Source organism: Nitrospirota bacterium, assembly GCA_016235245.1.
Classification (GTDB): domain Bacteria; phylum Nitrospirota; class Thermodesulfovibrionia; order Thermodesulfovibrionales; family UBA6898; genus UBA6898.
The window spans coordinates 25086-43209 of record JACRLO010000027.1 but is presented as its reverse complement, the minus strand read 5'-3'; the positions used below and the strand labels follow the sequence as shown (position 1 = coordinate 43209).

The 18124-nt window shown below is 50.6% G+C and carries 13 protein-coding genes and 1 pseudogene; 6 read left to right on the top strand and 8 right to left on the bottom strand.

The window, feature by feature from the left end; all coding sequences use genetic code 11:
- Window positions 1-53: 53 nt before the first annotated feature.
- The 4 genes from HZB31_12145 to HZB31_12130 all read left to right on the top strand — a co-directional run bounded on the left by HZB31_12145 (window position 54) and on the right by HZB31_12130 (window position 4742).
- Window positions 54-1349: a TolC family protein gene (locus HZB31_12145; GenBank protein MBI5848672.1), complete on the top strand. Its 1296-nt coding sequence runs from the start codon at window positions 54-56 to the stop codon at window positions 1347-1349.
- 300 nt (window positions 1350-1649) lie between these two features.
- Window positions 1650-2822: an efflux RND transporter periplasmic adaptor subunit gene (locus HZB31_12140; GenBank protein MBI5848671.1), complete on the top strand. Its 1173-nt coding sequence runs from the start codon at window positions 1650-1652 to the stop codon at window positions 2820-2822.
- A 1-nt stretch (window position 2823) separates the two neighbouring features.
- A complete protein-coding gene (locus tag HZB31_12135; GenBank protein ID MBI5848670.1) occupies window positions 2824-3516 on the top strand; it encodes an ABC transporter ATP-binding protein in 693 nt (230 codons plus the stop codon).
- Window positions 3513-4742, top strand: a complete 1230-nt coding sequence (locus tag HZB31_12130; protein MBI5848669.1) for an ABC transporter permease — start codon at window positions 3513-3515, stop codon at window positions 4740-4742. Before HZB31_12135 ends, HZB31_12130 begins: the two co-directional genes overlap by 4 nt.
- Before the next feature lie 55 nt (window positions 4743-4797).
- On the opposite strand, the gene HZB31_12125 is transcribed toward HZB31_12130, so the two are convergent.
- The 6 genes and pseudogenes from HZB31_12125 to HZB31_12100 all read right to left on the bottom strand — a co-directional run bounded on the left by HZB31_12125 (window position 4798) and on the right by HZB31_12100 (window position 12227).
- Complete coding sequence (locus tag HZB31_12125; GenBank protein MBI5848668.1) at window positions 4798-5181, bottom strand: hypothetical protein; 384 nt, start codon at window positions 5179-5181, stop codon at window positions 4798-4800.
- 238 nt (window positions 5182-5419) lie between these two features.
- Window positions 5420-6031 (bottom strand): imidazole glycerol phosphate synthase subunit HisH, encoded by a 612-nt coding sequence (gene hisH / locus HZB31_12120; protein ID MBI5848667.1) that lies wholly within the window; start codon window positions 6029-6031, stop codon window positions 5420-5422.
- 89 nt (window positions 6032-6120) lie between these two features.
- A complete protein-coding gene (locus HZB31_12115) occupies window positions 6121-9459 on the bottom strand; it encodes a response regulator (protein MBI5848666.1) in 3339 nt (1112 codons plus the stop codon).
- Window positions 9460-9685: 226 nt separating this feature from the next.
- Window positions 9686-11200: a response regulator gene (locus HZB31_12110; GenBank protein ID MBI5848665.1), complete on the bottom strand. Its 1515-nt coding sequence runs from the start codon at window positions 11198-11200 to the stop codon at window positions 9686-9688.
- Window positions 11201-11234: 34 nt separating this feature from the next.
- Complete coding sequence (locus HZB31_12105; GenBank protein MBI5848664.1) at window positions 11235-11735, bottom strand: GGDEF domain-containing protein; 501 nt, start codon at window positions 11733-11735, stop codon at window positions 11235-11237.
- Between the two features lie 33 nt (window positions 11736-11768).
- Window positions 11769-12227: pseudogene (locus HZB31_12100) on the bottom strand (PAS domain-containing protein).
- Between the two features lie 283 nt (window positions 12228-12510).
- On the opposite strand from HZB31_12100, the gene HZB31_12095 reads away from it, so the two are divergent.
- A complete protein-coding gene (locus HZB31_12095; protein MBI5848663.1) occupies window positions 12511-12822 on the top strand; it encodes a PilZ domain-containing protein in 312 nt (103 codons plus the stop codon).
- Between the two features lie 138 nt (window positions 12823-12960).
- Here the strand turns inward: HZB31_12095 and HZB31_12090 are convergent, their stop codons facing one another.
- A complete protein-coding gene (locus HZB31_12090; protein ID MBI5848662.1) occupies window positions 12961-14799 on the bottom strand; it encodes an ATP-dependent metallopeptidase FtsH/Yme1/Tma family protein in 1839 nt (612 codons plus the stop codon).
- Between the two features lie 350 nt (window positions 14800-15149).
- Entirely contained in the window at window positions 15150-15911 is a 762-nt protein-coding gene (locus HZB31_12085; protein ID MBI5848661.1) for an OmpA family protein, read from the bottom strand.
- Between the two features lie 436 nt (window positions 15912-16347).
- Between HZB31_12085 and HZB31_12080 the strand changes: the two genes are divergently transcribed.
- The gene (locus HZB31_12080) at window positions 16348-18006 is read left to right on the top strand and encodes an AsmA family protein (GenBank protein MBI5848660.1); all 1659 of its coding nucleotides are present in this window, start codon (window positions 16348-16350) and stop codon (window positions 18004-18006) included.
- Window positions 18007-18124: the final 118 nt, after the last annotated feature.

Sequence of the window (18124 nt, the reverse complement as noted above, 5' to 3'; positions counted from 1 at the left end):
CTGAAGGTGTATAATAAGTGCAATATGAATGCTTGCCATCGGAGGAATGATATATGAAACGAATAATTCTCATACTGTTGATCACGACTTTTTCTTTTGTCCCTGCCGCGCATGCTGTCGAAATTATCGGGAAGGGCGAACTGATTACCCTTCAACGGGCCGTCGAGGTGGGCCTTATACGACACCCCAACATGCTTGCGGGACAGGGCTCAGTTGCGGTCAGCGAGGCGAGGAAGGGACAGGCCCAGGCAGGCTATTGGCCGACGGTCGATGCTGCGGCCGGGTATGCGCGGTATGAACCTTCCGGTGTCCAGTCCGGCAGCACGACGCTTACGCCAGCCGGCTCCCAGTGGCAGTATTCAGGCAGCGCATCCGCAAAACAGATGCTCTTTGATTTTGGCAAGACCTCGACAAACGTCAATATCCAGAAACTGAATATCGAGGCATCGAAGGCTGACCTTGAAAATACGGAAGAACAGATCATTCTGAATGTCAAGCAGGCGTATTACAACATCCTGCGGACGAAAAGGAACAGGACGGTTGCTGAAGAGACGGTCAATCAGTTCCGGCAGCACCTTGAACAGGCAAAGGCCTTTTTCGAGGTCGGCACGAAACCGAAGTTCGACGTGACAAAAGCTGAGGTCGACCTGAGCAATGCACGGCTGAACCTTATCAGGGCAGAGAATGCCGTTCGGCTTGCCGTGGTGTCGCTCAACAATGCCATAGGCGTTCCTGATGCGCCGGAGTATGTTGTTGAGGACAACCTTTCTTTTGAAAAATATGTCGTTGGACTGGAGGATGCGGTGAAGAAGGCCTATGACAACAGGCCGGAACTGAAAGCGCTCACAGCCCGCCGGATTGCTGCGGAAAAAGCAGTGTATGGCGCCAGGACAGGCTATTTCCCGATGCTGACCGGCAATGCCTCCTGGGCTTGGGCAGGCACGAGATTCGATATCAATGACGGCTCCTGGAGCGCAGGCATGACCCTCTCCATACCGATCTTCAGCGGATTTCTCACCAAAAACCAGGTTTCAGAGGCTAAGGCAAATCTGATCATATTTACGGCCAATGAAGAGGCGGTGCGCCAAAATGTGCTTTTAGAGGTACAGCAGAATTATCTCAGTCTGAAGGAAGCCGAAGAGAGGATCGTCACGGCCGAGCTTACCGTGGGCCAGGCCAAAGAAAACCATGAGATCGCCACCGGCAGGTATTCGGCCGGTGTAGGCAACCCCATAGAGGTGACTGATGCTGAGGTCGCCCTGAGCAATGCAAAGGCAGCGCATATACAGGCGCTCTATGATTATAAGATCGCGGCTGCAAGTCTTGAAAAGGCGATGGGCGTCAGATAATAGAAAATTCTTAAATATATTTAATATGTAATTCATATTGAATTCATTATTTTCTTGTAACATGATCACAAGGGCAAAAACCCTTATCAAAACCCCTCCTACGGTAGCCGGTCCCCCACCGGCTACCACATTTTTCTTCACACTCCAGGCTTCCATCCCAGAGAGCAAAACAGGTCCATAGTCAGATGCAAAATAAGTCTGTTTTAGATGCCTAAATGGTAAACTATACCCTGATGTAACTATTAAACGGTTCAGATTGTTCCATGAATAAAGAGGGGTTGTGTACTGCCCGGAGGTAGGATGAAAAAGATCATTGCAGTCGTCGCTGTTGTTGCTGTTTTGGCAGCAGCCGGCTTTTTCTGGCGCAACAGCAAGGGAAACGGCGTAAAATTCCGGACGGAGAAAGTAACGAAAGGTGATATTGTACAGTCGATCACTGCGTCCGGTACGGTAAATGCCGTAACAACGGTCCTTGTCGGCACCCAGGTCTCGGGTACGATCAAAGATATCTTTGTTGATTTCAATTCCGTGGTAAAGAAAGGGCAGCTTATCGCGCAGATTGATCCGGCGATCTTTGATGCCCAGGTGGCTCAGGCACGGGCAAATGTCCTTTCTGCAAAGGCGAACGTCGAAAAGGCTGTTGTGGCGCTTGCCGATGCAAAGAGGACCTTCAACAGACAGAAGGAACTCTTTGCGAAGAACCTGATATCAAGGAGCGATGTTGATACAGCAGAGACTGCCCATGATACCGCCGGCACGCAGGTCTCTGCTGCAAAGGCACAGCTCAGCCAGACCGAGGCTGCCTTGAGAATAGCCGAGACGAACCTGAGATATTCCAGAATAGAATCTCCGGTAAACGGCACGGTCGTATCCAGGAACGTAGATCCGGGACAGACCGTTGCCGCAAGTTTTCAAACTCCTACGCTTTTCACCATAGCCCAGGACCTGACGAAGATGCAGGTTGACAGCAGCGTTGCCGAGGCTGACATAGGGAAAATACAGGTTGGACAGCCTGTTGAATTTTCAGTTGATGCCTATCCTGACAGCCCTTTCCAGGGGACAGTCTCCGCGATAAGAAATGCGCCGATTACGGTGCAGAACGTGGTCACCTATGACGTGGTGGTAAAGGTGGAAAATCCCGAGCTGAAGCTCAAACCGGGCATGACTGCCAATGTTTCCATAATTGTTTCGAGCAAAAAGGATGTCCTGAGGGTATCCAATACGGCCCTCCGTTTCCGGCCGCCTTCCGACAAGAAGGACGCGCCTGCAAAGAAGGGCAAGGGCATCGGCGTCTGGGTCCTTGAAAATGAGAAGCTCAAGCGCATTGCAATAACCACCGGCATAAACGACGGCACCTATACGGAACTGCTTTCAGGCGAAATAGCCGAGGGACAGGAAATAATTGTCGAGTCCCTGGCAAAACCGAAAAGCCAGTCCCAGTCCCAGTCTTCGGCACCGCGCATGCGTTTCTGACATGGCCCTTATCGAAACAAGGGAAATCTCCAAGACGTACTGTCTCGGGGACATTGAGTTGAATGCGCTCAAGAATGTTTCCCTCAGCATTGAAAAGGGCGAATTCATAGCCATCATGGGACCTTCGGGCTCGGGCAAGTCTACGTTTATGAATATCCTTGGCTGTCTTGATAAGCCGACAGCCGGAAGATACCTGCTTGAAGGGGTTGATGTGGCTCATATGGACAGGGACGAACTTGCAGCCATCCGGAACAAGAAACTGGGGTTTGTCTTTCAGGGGTTCAATCTTCTGCCGAGGACTTCGGCTATGGAGAATGTCGAACTTCCCCTGCTCTATGAAGGCATTTCTGCAAAGGAACGGGTGGAGAGGTCTTCGGCAGCGCTTGCGAAGGTGGGCCTTGCAGGCAGGGAAAACCATCATCCCAACCAGCTCTCAGGGGGCCAGCAGCAGAGGGTAGCCATCGCGCGGGCGCTGGTAAACAACTCGCCGGTGATCCTCGCTGACGAACCGACCGGGAACCTCGATACAAAGACCAGCTTTGAAATAATGGACCTTTTTGTGCAATTGAACAAAGAGTCAAATATCACGATCATTCTGGTGACCCATGAAAAAGACATAGCTGATTTCAGCAGGAGGCTGATATTCTTCAGAGACGGTGTTGTCCTCAGCGATGAATCATCGGGGAAGACATGATTAATATCCCTTCAACATTGCGCATATCCTTTAGGGCGCTCAGGGTGAACAAGATGCGCTCTGCCCTGACTATGCTTGGCATTATCATCGGTGTCGGTGCGGTCATAACCATGCTTGCGGTGGGCACCGGAGCAAAACAGAAGCTTGGGGACCAACTCGCCAGCATCGGAAGCAACCTCATCATGATTGTGCCCGGCTCAACCGCTGCCGGCGGGGTGAGGCTGGGGGCAGGGACCCAGTCCACGCTGTCGATCGGTGATGCAGACGCAATACAGAAAGAATGCCCGGCTGTTTTGTATGTTGCGCCGGCACACAACGGGTCGGCCCAGGTGATTTACGGCCATCAGAACTGGTCAACCAGTATTACCGGGACGACAACGAATATGCTCTCTGTGCGGGACTGGCCCCTGACAGAGGGAAGGCCGTTCAGTGATGAAGAGGTCAGAAGTGCGGCAAAGGTCTGCCTGCTTGGCCAGACAGTTATTGATAATCTCTTCGGCGGCATCAACCCTATCGGCCAGATTATCAGGATAAAGAATGTGCCCTTTACGGTTATAGGGAGCCTTGACAGCAAAGGCCAGGACCCAAGCGGACGTGACCAGGACGATACGATATATGTCCCTGTGTCAACGGCACAGAAGAAGCTCTTTGGCACTACGTTCCCGGGCATGGTGAGGATGATCATGGTGAAGGCAAAAAGCACTGAGGACCTTCCCAACGCCGAAAAACAGATAAATGAACTGCTGAGGCAGAGGCATCATATCGGACCGAAACAGGACGATGACTTCACGGTCAGAAACCTTACCTCCATGATGCAGGCTGCCGAGCAGCAGACAGAGGTAATGACCCTTCTGCTTGCAGCCATAGCCTCTGTTTCCCTGCTTGTGGGAGGCATCGGCATTATGAATATCATGCTCGTTTCGGTAACGGAGCGGACCAGGGAGATCGGCATCAGGATGGCGATCGGCGCAAAGACCTGGGACATCAGGCTCCAGTTCATCATCGAGGCGCTGATTCTCTCCCTCATAGGCGGTGTTGCCGGGATCATCATCGGCATATCCGGTTCGGAAATATTGTCTGCGCTTGCAGGATGGTCCACGATCGTCTCGCCGCTCTCGATTGTCCTGGCCTTCGGTTTCTCAGGACTGGTCGGCATCTTCTTCGGCTTCTACCCAGCATATAAGGCATCCCTTCTCGACCCCATAGAAGCACTCAGATACGAATAAAAAAAGCCCTGCAAAAATGCAGGGCTTTTCATTGTTAACCGATACGGTGAGCGGTTTATTTAATAAGAGTGGCAAGACCGCCGACAACAGGAAGTTTTTTTGTGCCGCCGTTTGCCGCATTAATGATGCCCATGATCATAAGCGCCAGGCAGGCAAACCAGAATACCGGCATAAGCAGCATAGCCATCAACGGCCCCATAACAGGGATGAAGGCCAAAATGAATGATATAATGCCCAGTCCTATACCTCCGGCAAACCCGAAGATAAGGAGGATCAACTGCTGGTTAACATGAAACTTGGCATAGAGGCTGTTTTTGGCATCCGTCACCAGCGGGATGAAAAATAGAATCGGGAATATGTACCCCACGATCGCCAATACTTTGTTCTTCTCCACATCCTGTGCATCAAACTGCGTGATCTCCTCATTTGTCTCGCCCATTGAACCCTCCTTGATATAGTATTTCTTGCGACTGAAACAGTTTACCACGTAAGTCCCCTGAAGTGCTGCTATCTTTCCTGGACATCTCCCTGAACAATGCAGCTGGCCCTGATTGCGGTATGAAGAATTGCTTCAGTTCCACGGTTGTCCCATACATTGATATGTTCACAAACAGTAGCAAAGAGAGCAGTGGATTACAAAAAACAGGGGATGAAACGAGCAGAGGGGGTCGGTGATATCAGGCCTTTTTTACAAAATCTCCGAAGCCCTTCAATATCCTGAGGCCCAGTTCCTGGCTTTTTTCCGGGTGGAACTGGGTCGCAAAAACATTGTCCTTCCAGATCATGGAGGTGAAGCTGCCGTTATAGTCGGTGGTCCCGCTGATAATTCCCGTATCTTCGGGGACAACGTAGAAAGAATGCACGAAATAGAAATAGGAATTGTCCTCAATACTGCCGAATATCGGAGGCCTTCTGGCAATGGTAACCGTGTTCCAGCCCATATGCGGCACCTTCATTCCCGCGCCGAAGCGGACGACCTTTCCCCTGAAAACATCGAGCCCCTTGCAGGTCCCAAACTCCTCTGATTCGCTGAAGAGCACCTGAAGGCCGAGGCAGATACCGAGATAGGGTTTGCCCTTTTGTATAGACCTGATTACGCTGTCCGTAAGTGACAGGTCAGTAAGGTTTCTGATGCAGTCCTTGAAGGCCCCGACACCGGGCAGCACCACTGCCCCGGCATTATCAATCACCCCTGGACTTGAAGTTACTGTTGCCTCTATACCGACTTTCTGGAAGCCTTTCTCTACACTTCTGAGATTGCCCATACCGTAATCAACAATTGCGATCATTATTTAGATTACGTTTCCAAAAAACGAATTGTCAATGGCTTCCGTAATTATCGCCCGGCATGAATTACGAATGACAGAAACGGATGAGATCAGATATACCCCTCCGCCCCAGTCTCAATAGTTTTTGCAAAGGCGGTCAGTTCAGATATTTCCGTTTTCAGGACATTGATCAGCACGGCAACGTCCGTCAGGTCTTTATCCGATCCCTTTCCCTCGATCTTCATCGCGGCAGAAAAGACAGCCTGGGCGCTCAGCATTCCTGCCACCCCCTTTATGTTGTGGCTGCACTGTTCGACCAGGGAAGCATCTCCCGATCTGACGGCATCTTCAAGTTCATGGATCTTTTGGGGGAGACTGTTCAGAAAGGTATCGAGCATTGTTTTGAAAAAGACCTTGTCATTGTCAAATCGTGTCAGGGCTGCAGGCATATCAATCGGCGACGCCATGCAAACGCTCTTTTTTGTTTCATGCTCCTTATCCATGCTGTACTCAGCCGGTCTGAAATATTTGGCTGTCTGCGATCTTGACCATTTTTCGATGACCTTGAAGAGGGTATGAGGGTCTATCGGCTTGGAGAGATAATCGTCCATTCCGGCTGCCAGGCATTTTTCGCGATCTCCCTTCATCGCAAGCGCTGTCATTGCCACGATAACCGTATGTCTTCTGCCTGCTTCCCTTTCGCGGATTAACTGTGTGGCCCCGAAGCCGTCGATTTCCGGCATCTGGACATCCATGAGACTAATATCGAAGTCATTTCTTCCTGAGGTCTCGACAGCTGTACGGCCATTGTCTGCCATCTCGATCCTGCTGTATCCTCCCCTGTTGAGCATCGACACAATGAGCTTTTGGTTGATCGGGTTGTCCTCTACCACGAGGATGCTGAGGTCACTGAATTTTCTCTCGGCAATGGCGTACCTTGTTACCACAGGAGATATCTCTCTGCGTTTTCCCTCCGCTCTTGCGCTCAGGATTGCAGCCATAACATCCAGCAGAAAAGTCTGTTTTACCGGTCTTACGAGATACCCTTCGCAGCCGAGTTCCCGCAAATGAGCCACGTCCCCGCGATTTCCGAGCGACGTGATTACAATTACCGCCGTATCTTTAATCGAGGGTGTGTTCCTGATGATAGCGGCAGTGTGTTCACCGTTCATGTCGGGCACCTGCAAATCAAGCACTACTGCGTGGTACGGCCTTCCCGCAGCGGCAGCTTCACCGAGTGCTTCAATGGTGGATGCCCCGCCTGCTGCCGCATCGGTGAGGCAGCCCACACTGCCGAACATCCTGATCAGGATGTCACTGTTTGTCGCATTGTCATCGGAGATCAGGACCCTGATGCCCCTGAAATCAAAGCCCGAGGCCTCCTCTGGTGCATGAACGCCCTGCTGTTTAGCAAAGGACAAGGTAAACCAGAAGCTGCTGCCTTTTCCTGGTTCGCTCTCAAGTGTTATTTCGCCGCCCATCATATCGGCCAGCTTCCTTGATATCGAGAGGCCAAGTCCCGTACCTCCGTGGAGGCGGGTTGTAGAGCCGTCAGCCTGGACAAAAGCCTCGAATATGTTCTGCTGCTTATCGGCCGGGATGCCTATCCCCGAATCCTTCACCCGAAACAGAATGGCAGCAGTATTGTCGGTCTCCTCAATCAGTTCGGCGCTGATCAGAACATCACCCGTCTGCGTAAACTTCACGGCGTTGCCGCCAAGGTTAAGGAGGATCTGGCGCAGCCTGCCCGGATCTCCCCTGAGGAGCGACGGCACATCATGACTGAGGAGCAGTGCCAGTTCAAGCCCCTTTTCAGCAGCCTGCGGCGCCAGGGTATCGATCACGTCCTCCATAAGCACGCGCAGGTTAAAGTCTGTATCTTCGAGCGTCATTTTGCCTGCATCGATCTTTGAAAAATCCAGGATGTCATTGATCAGGTCCAGGAGTGCATAGGCGCTTTTGCGCACGTTTACCAGGTAGTCGCGCTGCTCGACGGTCAGTTCAGTATCCAGCGCCAGCAGCGTCATGCCGATAATGCCGTTCATCGGCGTACGAATTTCGTGGCTCATATTCGCAAGGATTTCCGATTTCAGTCTGCTGGCCTCTTCCGAGGCCAGACGTGCCGCTACCAGTTCATTATGCTTGATCTGAAGAATATGCATCATATTGCTGAAGGTCTCACGTATTTCGAAGGCCGGGTCTGTGATCGACAGTTTATATACGCGGCATTCCTTGCAATCGCTGAATTTTCGGGCAAAATGTCCCTGTATCATGCCGCCGCAGTGCGTTCCCGCTATCTGCCAGCATCGGATATTCACTTTGCCGTATACCGGGCATTCCAGATGGCCGCAGTTGAGGGTCTGCCAGCAGACAGGGATAAAAGGGTTTTCCTGCGGCTCATAGACATAGGATTCGAAGCCCTTTTTCTTTTCTATGTCGGATATGATCTCGGCAAAGACGGTGAGGGCCGAACGCAGATTGTTTCGGTCGGTCTCGATCTTTGCGTATGCGTCCTGAAGTTCAACAGTCTTTGATTCAAGGTCTTCCACCGAATGGTACAGGGCGTCTTCGACGATCCTGCGTTTTGTGCTGTCATGAAAGATGGCCCGGAACGATACGGGCTGTCCGTCCCTGAATCCGCAATCAACGCTCCCCTCGACCTGGATGATCGTCCCGGACTTCGTGATGAGTCTGGCTTCGAAGCGGTCGGTTATTTCCCCTGCCAGCAGCGCCTGAAAGGCTGCGGTAAACATCTGCCTGTCTTCAGGATGGACGATATCCAGAAAGGGCCGCCCCTCGATCTCCTGCTGATCGTATTTCATCACTTTGAGCCATGACCGATTGACATACACAATGGCCCCCTCAGGCGAGATGATCTGGATGAGGTCAGAGGCGCTGTCGAATAAATCTCTGTATCTCTCTTCGCTTTGTATGAGCGCCATTTCAGAGCGGTAGAGTGTCTTGAGCGGCAGGTTTCTCAGGGTAATAAAAACGACTGTGCCGACAATGGACCCCAGAAGCGCGATCAGCAATGTTCTTTCGACCAGCGGACGGACAGAACGATAAATCTCAACCCTGAGAGTGGCCTTGTCAGGGTTGGTAAGAAGAGCGGCCTGCATGATAAAGGGCGGTTTGATATGGTCGGCAGTTTCAGCCACAACCACATTTTTCTCATTGACGAGACGCCGGATCTCACCGCTGCCCTGTCTGAGCCGCTGTGAGATCGATTCCGTAAGTTTTTCCTGTCCGATCTCCTGCTCGGGACCTTCCAGATTCATTGAATGAGAGATTATGGCGGCATTAATTTCAGCATCGGTCTTCAGACTTCCGGCCATATACTGATACGAGATAACAAAATAACTGAGCGGAATGGCGATCACAAAAATGCTGATGACCGCGGCTGAGATGTAGGTAATGACTCTGGATATTGAATGTCGCCGGTTCAGCATCAGACAATTCTCTGCTTTGTCATAGTGTATCTATCTGCAATATTTCAGCCCCGCATCTTTCTCCGGATTTGAACCCGTGAAGGTATTATACGAAATTGGCGCTAAAATCTGAATGAGTTCTTAGGATGAGGGGGCATTTGAGATCCGGGCAGATCACTGTGTTGGGGCGGGTCAACAAAATCGGAATTTGCCACATAAGGGAAATGCATTTTCAACAGGGGGAACATCAGCCTTTTCGTCTTTCATACGATTCCTCAAAACGATTATGGAGTTTCTTGAACTGACGCATCACTTCGGGATCAAAATGCGCAGGCAATGATCTCCCATCACCACTGACTAAAATCTTATATGTGGTCTGATGATCGAAGGCCGGTTTATAGGAGCGACTGTTTCTCAGTGCGTCGTATTGGTCTGCAATGTTTAAAATCCGTCCTTCAATAGGGATTTTATCGCCTTTCAGTCCCTGCGGATAACCGCTTCCATCCCACCGCTCATGATGCGATGAGGCTATTTTACTTGCCATGACCAGTCTCTGATGATTTCCGATGATCTTCGACCCGTGCGCGGTATGTTCTTTTACCTTGACCCATTCTTCGGGCGTGAGTTCCCCCTGCTTTCTCAGAATATCGGGATGGACATGAACTTTGCCGACATCATGCAGGGTGGCCTGAATACGCATAGCCTCAATAAATTTCTCAGGCATTTTGAGGCCCTCTGCGATCATGGCGCAGTAATCACCAACCCGAAGAATATGATTGCCTGTGTCCTCGTCATATGCCTCTGATGCCCGAGCAAGCGCATAGACGGTATATTCAAAAGCGGATTCTGTTTCGAGAATCTGGCCGGAGAGGGACTTCAGAAACAGACTCTGCATAACAAAGCTGTTTAAGACCGACGCGTCATACGGTGTAACATCCCTGTTGTAATTTACTGCAAATATGCATAGCGATTGGCTCTGATAGCATGCCATGTTGGAGACTGGTATCATCAGGGATGCGAGCTTTTCCTTAATTATATGCAATTCCGATTGGCTCTGGTCGTTTTCGTTATAAAAAACGATTCTCGGTTTATCGGTATCCCCAACTGTTTGCTGGAAGTCGAAGGAGAGCGGTGTCCTGGTAAGCTCATTCAGCATATACTCATAGTGGTACCACTGCCAGTCATGATGCTCATCAGGAATTCCAACAATAACTAATTGCGGTCTGTCAAAGGCATCGGACGTTTTACGGATTATCTGATTTACAATATCATCCACCTTCGGGAGGAAGGCAAATTTCAGTGGATCAAAAGACAGGATGCTCGCCTCGCCAAAGTTCGTCATATTGTTGATCTCTTCGTAGGCGTGATTAAGACGGTCGTTCAGGGTCTTCATTTTAAGAAGCATTCTGACCCGGGCGAGGACTTCTCCTTTATCGATCGGTTTTGAGATGAAGTCCTCTGCCCCAGCCTCGATGCCTTTGATCCTGTCTTCCTTTGCCGCAAGGGCTGTAATCAGGACGACAGGAATGTTCCGGAGCCTCTCGTCCGCCTTGATCCTCCTGCAGACCTCAAACCCGTCGATCTTCGGCATCATGACGTCAAGCAGCACGAGGTCAACAGGGTTCTCCCTGACAACCATGAGTGCTGCTTCACCATCCTCTGCCTTGAGAATTTCATATCCCTGCGGAGCGAGATGTGCTTCGAGAAGTTCGATGTTCTGGATCTGGTCATCAACAACCAGAATTACGGGTTTATTGTTCATCCTCTATCCCTTGTAATGTGACTCTTAAACATCCTCAGGCCTCTTTATAGAGCTGGTATTGTGCCCGCCCTGCCTGCTTTGCCTGATACATGGCAATATCGGCATTTTTCAGGAGGATGCCTTCATCTTTTCCATCATCAGGATAGACAGCGATGCCGATACTCGTTGTCACCACAAGGTGATGGGTTTCAATGAGGAAAGGCTCACGAAACCGCTCAACGATCTTCTGTGCAACCTCGATTGCACCTTCCATTCCCTCCATGTCGTGCAGGATCAGCACAAATTCGTCGCCGCCAAAGCGTGCAACCGTATCACCCTTCCTCAGAGATGCACTTAGCCGCTCTGCCGTAGCTTTGAGAAGGAGATCTCCTGTATCATGACCAAGGGTGTCATTGACGTCCTTGAAATTATCGAGGTCGAGCATTGCGATGCCTATTTTGTTTTGATTCCTCTGGGCATGGGCCAGGGCAATGTTCAGGTGATCGGAGAAAAGTTTGCGGTTGGGAAGACCTGTCAGGAAATCATGGAAGGCCATCTGCTGGATCTTTTCCTCTGACTGTTTGCGTTAGGTGATGTCCTCGATGGCCAGGAGGATGATCCGTTCCTTGCCCATCTTCCGCTGAATCTGCCGGGCGTTCAAAAGCATGGTGCGTCTGCCGATGATGGCAAAATCGTGCTCTACCTCATAGTTATCAAAGGTCGTTTTTTGGGGAAGGATGGTTTCGAGAAGTTCCCGCAGCCCAGGGATATCCCACTGTTTATCACCCAGGTCATAGATAAGCCGCCCCACAGTCTCCTGGGGGTTTACCTTGAAGAATTCATAGAAGGAGCGGCTGACTTTGACTACCCGTAAATCCTGATCCAGAGCGATTAAGGGTTCACGCACGGTGTTTATGACGCTCTCGGCAAATTCACTGGCTTCAACTGCGGATAGTTTTGTTGCCTCAAGTTCTTCCCGATAATTGTCCAGCAGGTCGTTGTAGGCCTTGACCCTCAGCAGAGACCTGACCCTGGCTAAAAGCTCCATCTTGTCAACAGGCTTTGAAATAAAATCATCACAACCGGCTTTAATGCCTTTTACCCGGTCTTCTGTTTCCCGTAACGCAGTGACCAGGATTATCGGAAGCTGTCGATCGGTATCATTTTGCCTGACCCTGAAGGTAACTTCAAAACCATTCATGCCGGGCATCATGACGTCCAGCAGAACTAGATCGATTTGATTGCCGGAAAGTTTCCAGAGCGCTTCTGCTCCGCTTTCTGCCCTGACAATGTCATACCCCTGCGGGGCAAGATATGTCTCGAGAAGTTCGATGTTTTGGACCTGGTCACTGACAGAAGACGAAAATGCGGTCCCCTTTGAAGCGCTTGTCGCAAATATATCACTTGCCGGTTTGGGTCTCTACTCGTCTGAAGCCATAAAGCCAGGGACAGCGGCATCGATTGAAATAGAATTTCTTGCAGCAAACGGTATGCGCCAGAAAGATACGATCCGGGGGAGGGTGGTTCATTGTGCGGGGAGGGGGAACCTTTATTTTGTGGGTATTTCCTTTGCTGAACTCATGAACCCCATGTTACAGCCTGCCTTGCACTTTCATTTCAGCAAAATAATCAGTTGGAACTGATTTTTCACGGTCTGCACGGGGCGTTGTATAAATGCTCTTTCACAGCCGAAACCGCAAATCAGAATGGGGCGGTCCTGTATTAGGGGGTAAACGGCACCCTTTACCCTATTGCCGCGTGGGCGATGTCATACGAATAGGTTATTCAATGGAACCCTGTATTATCCGCTCCACATCAGCCCGTTCAAGGATCTCGTCCCTGATCAGGGCTTCAGCAAGGGCATCAAGCGTAGTTCTTTTTCCTTCCAGTATTTCTGTTGCCCTTGATTCCGAATCAATGATCAGCTTCTGAATTTCCTGATCCATGATCCAGGCCATTTCTTCACTATACCGCTTCGGCGCAGACAACTCCCTGCCGAGAAACGGATGCTCCTCTCCTCTGCCGAGATTGATCGGGCCGACCCGATCGCTCATTCCCCACTGCGCCACCATCTTTTCTGCGAGTGCTGTTGCTTCTTTCAGATCGTTCTGCGCACCGCTGCTACTGTCGTTAAAAACGAGTTTTTCGGCAACTCTTCCTGCAAGGGCTATGCTCAATTTGTCCATGAGATATATGCGCGGATAGTAATGCCGGTCTTCCTCAGGAAGGAGCTGTGTGACACCCATTGCCATGCCGCGCGGGATGATGCTGACCTTATATATCGGGTCAGCGCCGGGGAGACTCCAGGAGACCAGGGTGTGGCCTGCCTCATGATATGCGGTTATCCTCTTTTCCTTTTCACTTATGGTCTCTTCTCTCACTGCTCCCATGAGAATAATGTCTTGCGCCTCTTCGAAGTCATGCATATCGATCTTCTCCTTGCCCTTTCTCAGGGCAACGAGGGCTGCTTCGTTTGCAAGATTCTCAAGGTCTGCGCCTGTCATGCCGGGTGTTCCCCGAGCCAGAATTTCGAAATCGACATTATCTGAAAGCAGCTTGCCCCTTGCATGAATTTCAAGGATCGCCTTCCGTTCTTTCCATCCCGGCCTGTCTATCACAATATGCCGGTCAAACCTTCCGGGCCTCAGGAGTGCAGGATCCAGCACATCAGGCCTGTTCGTTGCTGCCATGACGATCACCTCGGTGTGAGGATCGAATCCGTCCATTTCGCTCAGAAGCTGATTCAGGGTCTGTTCTCTTTCATCATGACCGCCGCCAAGACCGGTGCCGCGTGTTCGTCCCACAGAATCTATCTCATCGATAAATATAATACTCGGATGGGTATCTTTTGCCTTTTTAAACATATCCCTGACGCGTGAGGCGCCTACTCCCACGAACATCTCGATGAATTCAGAGGCGCTGATGCTGTAAAAAGGCACTGCAGCCTCTCCGGCGGTTGCACGTGCAAGGAGGGTCTTGCCGGTTCCCGGAGGCCCGATCAGAAGCACCCCCTTAGGCACTTTTGCGCCGATCTTTTCGAACCGGGAGGGGTCTTTCAGGAACTCTATCGTTTCCCGCAGCTCCATCTTTACATTGTCCATGCCGGCAACGTCTTTGAAGGTAACACCCGGTTTCTTCACATCGAACAGTTTGGCCTTGCTTGCCCCAAACGTAAAGAGTCCTCCGGGACCGCCCTGAATCTGCTGACTTTTTCTCATGACCAGGACCCAGATGCCGATGATCAGCACCCATGGCAGGATGCCGATCATGAACTGCGTGAAGAAGCCTTCTTCTCCTGATTCGATGGTTATCATTACGTTTTTTTCCTTCAGTTGGGACAGAAGCTGTTCCCCCTGGAAAGAAGGCAGGACGGTAAGAAAGTGTTTTACGGTTGCGGGTTTCTGTTCCCCCGGAAACGGCAGGCTGACTTCCTTTGAGAGTTCCCCGTGTACAAGCAGCTTTTTTATTGAAACGGATTTTATGGTCCCGGCGTTCAGCTGCTCCATGAACTGCGTGTAGTTTATCGTATAGCGGGGCGGAGGGCCGACATTGAAAAAGGTGTTCCAGGTGAATATGACCACTGCAGTGATAGCAAGTGCCGCGACGTATCGCCAATACATATTGGGGATACCGCCAATGCTGTCTTTCCTGAGTTCAGCCATGCTTTAGAACGGTATGCCCTCATCCATTGTTTTATTGATGTTCAGGGAGCGGTCCACGGAGTTCATGTCCTTGATCTGTCTGATCTTAGCCACGATCAGATCCCCAGCGGTTTTGTATGGTATAAAGCACTGAAGAACGCTGCCGGCTGTCGGGAAAAGATCGGTTTGCAAATGACGGTGCCTTGGTTTGTACGACATTCTGTCCTTTGCCCCGCAATCGTCAAGTCAGATTACATCGTTGGCATACGTATCAAGATCAAAGGGCCGGGTCAACGCATGACGTTTCCCGGCCCCTTGCCCTCGTGCTTCTATTTTACGATTACTTCAAAGTGGACGCGTCTGTTTTCCTTTGCTTCCGCTGCATTCTTGTTCTTTGGTGTTGGTTTCTCCGGCATGGCGAGTCTGGTTTCGCCATAGCTGATCGTCGTCATCCTGTCGGCAGTTATACCCTTCTGCACAAGGTATTCCTTAACTGCAATTGCCCTGCGTTCTCCCAGGGCCATATTGTAAGCTTCAGCACCATGAGCACAGGTATGTCCCTCGACCTGAACAGTTACGCGCGGGTTTGCTTTCAGTGTCTTAATGTTGCTGTCGAGAATAGCTATTGCCTCTTTCGTAAGTTTCGCCTTATCAAAGTCGAAATGTATATCCTCAAGGATTATCTTTACCGGTGCAACGACTGGAGCCGGAGGCGGCGGAGGCGGCGGTGGCGTCACTGGCTTGGGCTCAGGTTTTACCTCTGCCACCGGTTTAGGCGGACAAAGAGCATTAAACTTGTTGATCGCGTCTTTTGCCATATCCATCGCTTCCTGATTACGGCATGCCATGTAGATTTCAAAGGCTTCGTCTACCTTGGCTTTTGCAGCGTTGAATTCTGCCGGGCATTCTTTGTCTTTGCCCGCAGCGCGGGCCTTCTCAATCGCCCGGTCTGCCTCCGGCAGCGGTTTGTGATACATGACATACCCTTCTCTGTTGGGGGCCTTCTCCAGATGGGAGCACCCGACCATCAAACTCATCGAAAATACGGCAACAACGAATACCAATACACTCTTTGCTGTTTTTCCTTTCATCTCTGCCCTCCTGCTGAATTTCTTATTTTTTACGGCTGCAATATCCGCTGAGAAAAATATCGTTTTCTTCTCACGCCCTTGGTGACTGAATATCATACTACCTTTCGGGTCATACAATCCATCCCAGGGAGCAGCAGTATGCGCAGAATCATAAATGATCAATCCGATTCGCCTGCTGACTACTTACATACTATATTATTTTCAGATAATGTCAAGATCAAGACTATTTTTGTCCGGCCATTTCTTAAAGATCTGAAATGATGCAACCGTCATACACAATGGTCTGCCCGTATTCAGTAAACTTCAGATAGCCTGTCCGCTATTTGACGACTCTACCCTTGTGTGATACCCTGAAATCAGGATCTGCAAATTGTATGGAGGCCGGGATGCCGCTGGGCGGGCAGCATTTTAATGCCGGAACCTGTAGTATTCTCTCATGAAAGCAAAGACAAAAAAAGTCCTTTTTACCCTTGGCGGTTTTGCCATTGCACTCCTTTTGGCTGCAGCCGTTATTTCCCTTGCCTTCGACATAAATTCATTCAGACCCCGCATCGAGACGGTTGCCTCGGGGGCTACCGGCCTTGATGTCAGGATCAAGGGAACGATGGGGCTGTCTTTCTTTCCCCTGGCGATATCGGCAGAGGATATGCATGTTTACAACAAGGGGGCCGAAGTCCTTTCCCTCAAAAACCTTAAACTGGGAGCGGAGTTGATACCCCTGCTCAGGAAGCAGCTCAAAGTCACCAGTTGCGAGCTTGTCAGGCCGGTTGTCACCATTGTGAAGGAAGTAGATGGGAAATTTAATTTTGAAGGCGCGGATAATAAAGCCACTGAAGGGAGTCCCGGGGCAGCTTTCCGTTTGAATGATCTTAAGCTCTTTAAGGGGGCATTTGTCTATATCGACAGGAAGTCGGGGGAAAAGACGGAGTTTAAGGATTTCAACCTCGCTCTCAAGGACCTTTCAATAGCCGGCAACGCCATAAGAAGCGCCTCGTTTTTCGGAAGCATGGACTGCAGGGAGGTGCTGCAAAAAGGCTTCAGAATCGGGAATCTCAAGTCTTCCGTAACAGCGGTCAGGGGGATATACAATTTCGAACCTCTTACCATCGCGGCCCTCGACTACGTTGACAGCAAGGCCGGGGAAAAGACCTCGTTGAAAGAAATTAAACTGGCTGTCAAGAACCTTACAATAGTAGAAGCCTCAGGGGTTATCATCAGAAACATCGCATTCACCGGGATCCTCAACTGCAAGGAGATACGGAAAAAGGACCTCAAGATCGACAATGTCAAAAGTTTTATAAAAACGGAGAAAGGTGTAATCTCCCTCACATCTCTTACGATGGATTTGTTTGGAGCGAAGGCCGAAGGAGATGCAACGGCAGACAAGTCGGAAGTCGATGCTCTGTATACAATCAATTTGAAGGCATCGAAGATTGACTTCGAAAAACTTCAGGAGTCCTTTGGCACCAAAAAAATGATCGGCGGGAAGGGGGAGCTTTATGCTTCCCTGACGCTACAAGAAAAAGGAAGCCCCAATCTGATGAGCGGCATGGACGGTATTTTTTCTCTCCGGGGTGAAAATCTCGTCACGCATACGATAGACCTCGACAGGGTCCTCTCGTCATATGAAACGAGCCAGAATTTCAATCTCGTCGATGTTGGAGCTTTCTTCATCGCCGGACCTCTCAGTACCGTTGCACTCAAGGGATACCGCTATGGGGACTTGTATAACCAGACCCGGGGAGGGCAGGGTGTCATCACGCAGTTCATCTCCCGCTGGAAGATCAAAGACGGCGTAGCAGAGGCTGCGGACTGCGCCCTTGCGACTCACCATAACCGGCTTGCCCTGAAAGGCAAGCTCGATCTGGTCAGGCAACAATATGATACTATACTAGTGGCTATTGTCGATAACAAGGGATGCGCAAAAGTAAAACAGGGCATCAGCGGTCCCTTCGGCAGTCCACGGATCGGCGCGGTGAGCGCGGTGGAGTCTCTCGCCGGTCCGCTCCTCAACCTTTACCGGAAGACAAAACGCATTGTTCAAGGCGGCAGGTGCGAGGTTTTTTATAACGGTGAGTTGCGGCAAGCCCGCTGACACGCTCTCCCTGCGCACCTTCCCGGACGTCGTTTTACGTTATGTATCGTGTTTGCTGAATAATTCTATGTATGACTGACGCATATCTTCAGGTCGCGGGACGGCGAAATAACGCTGC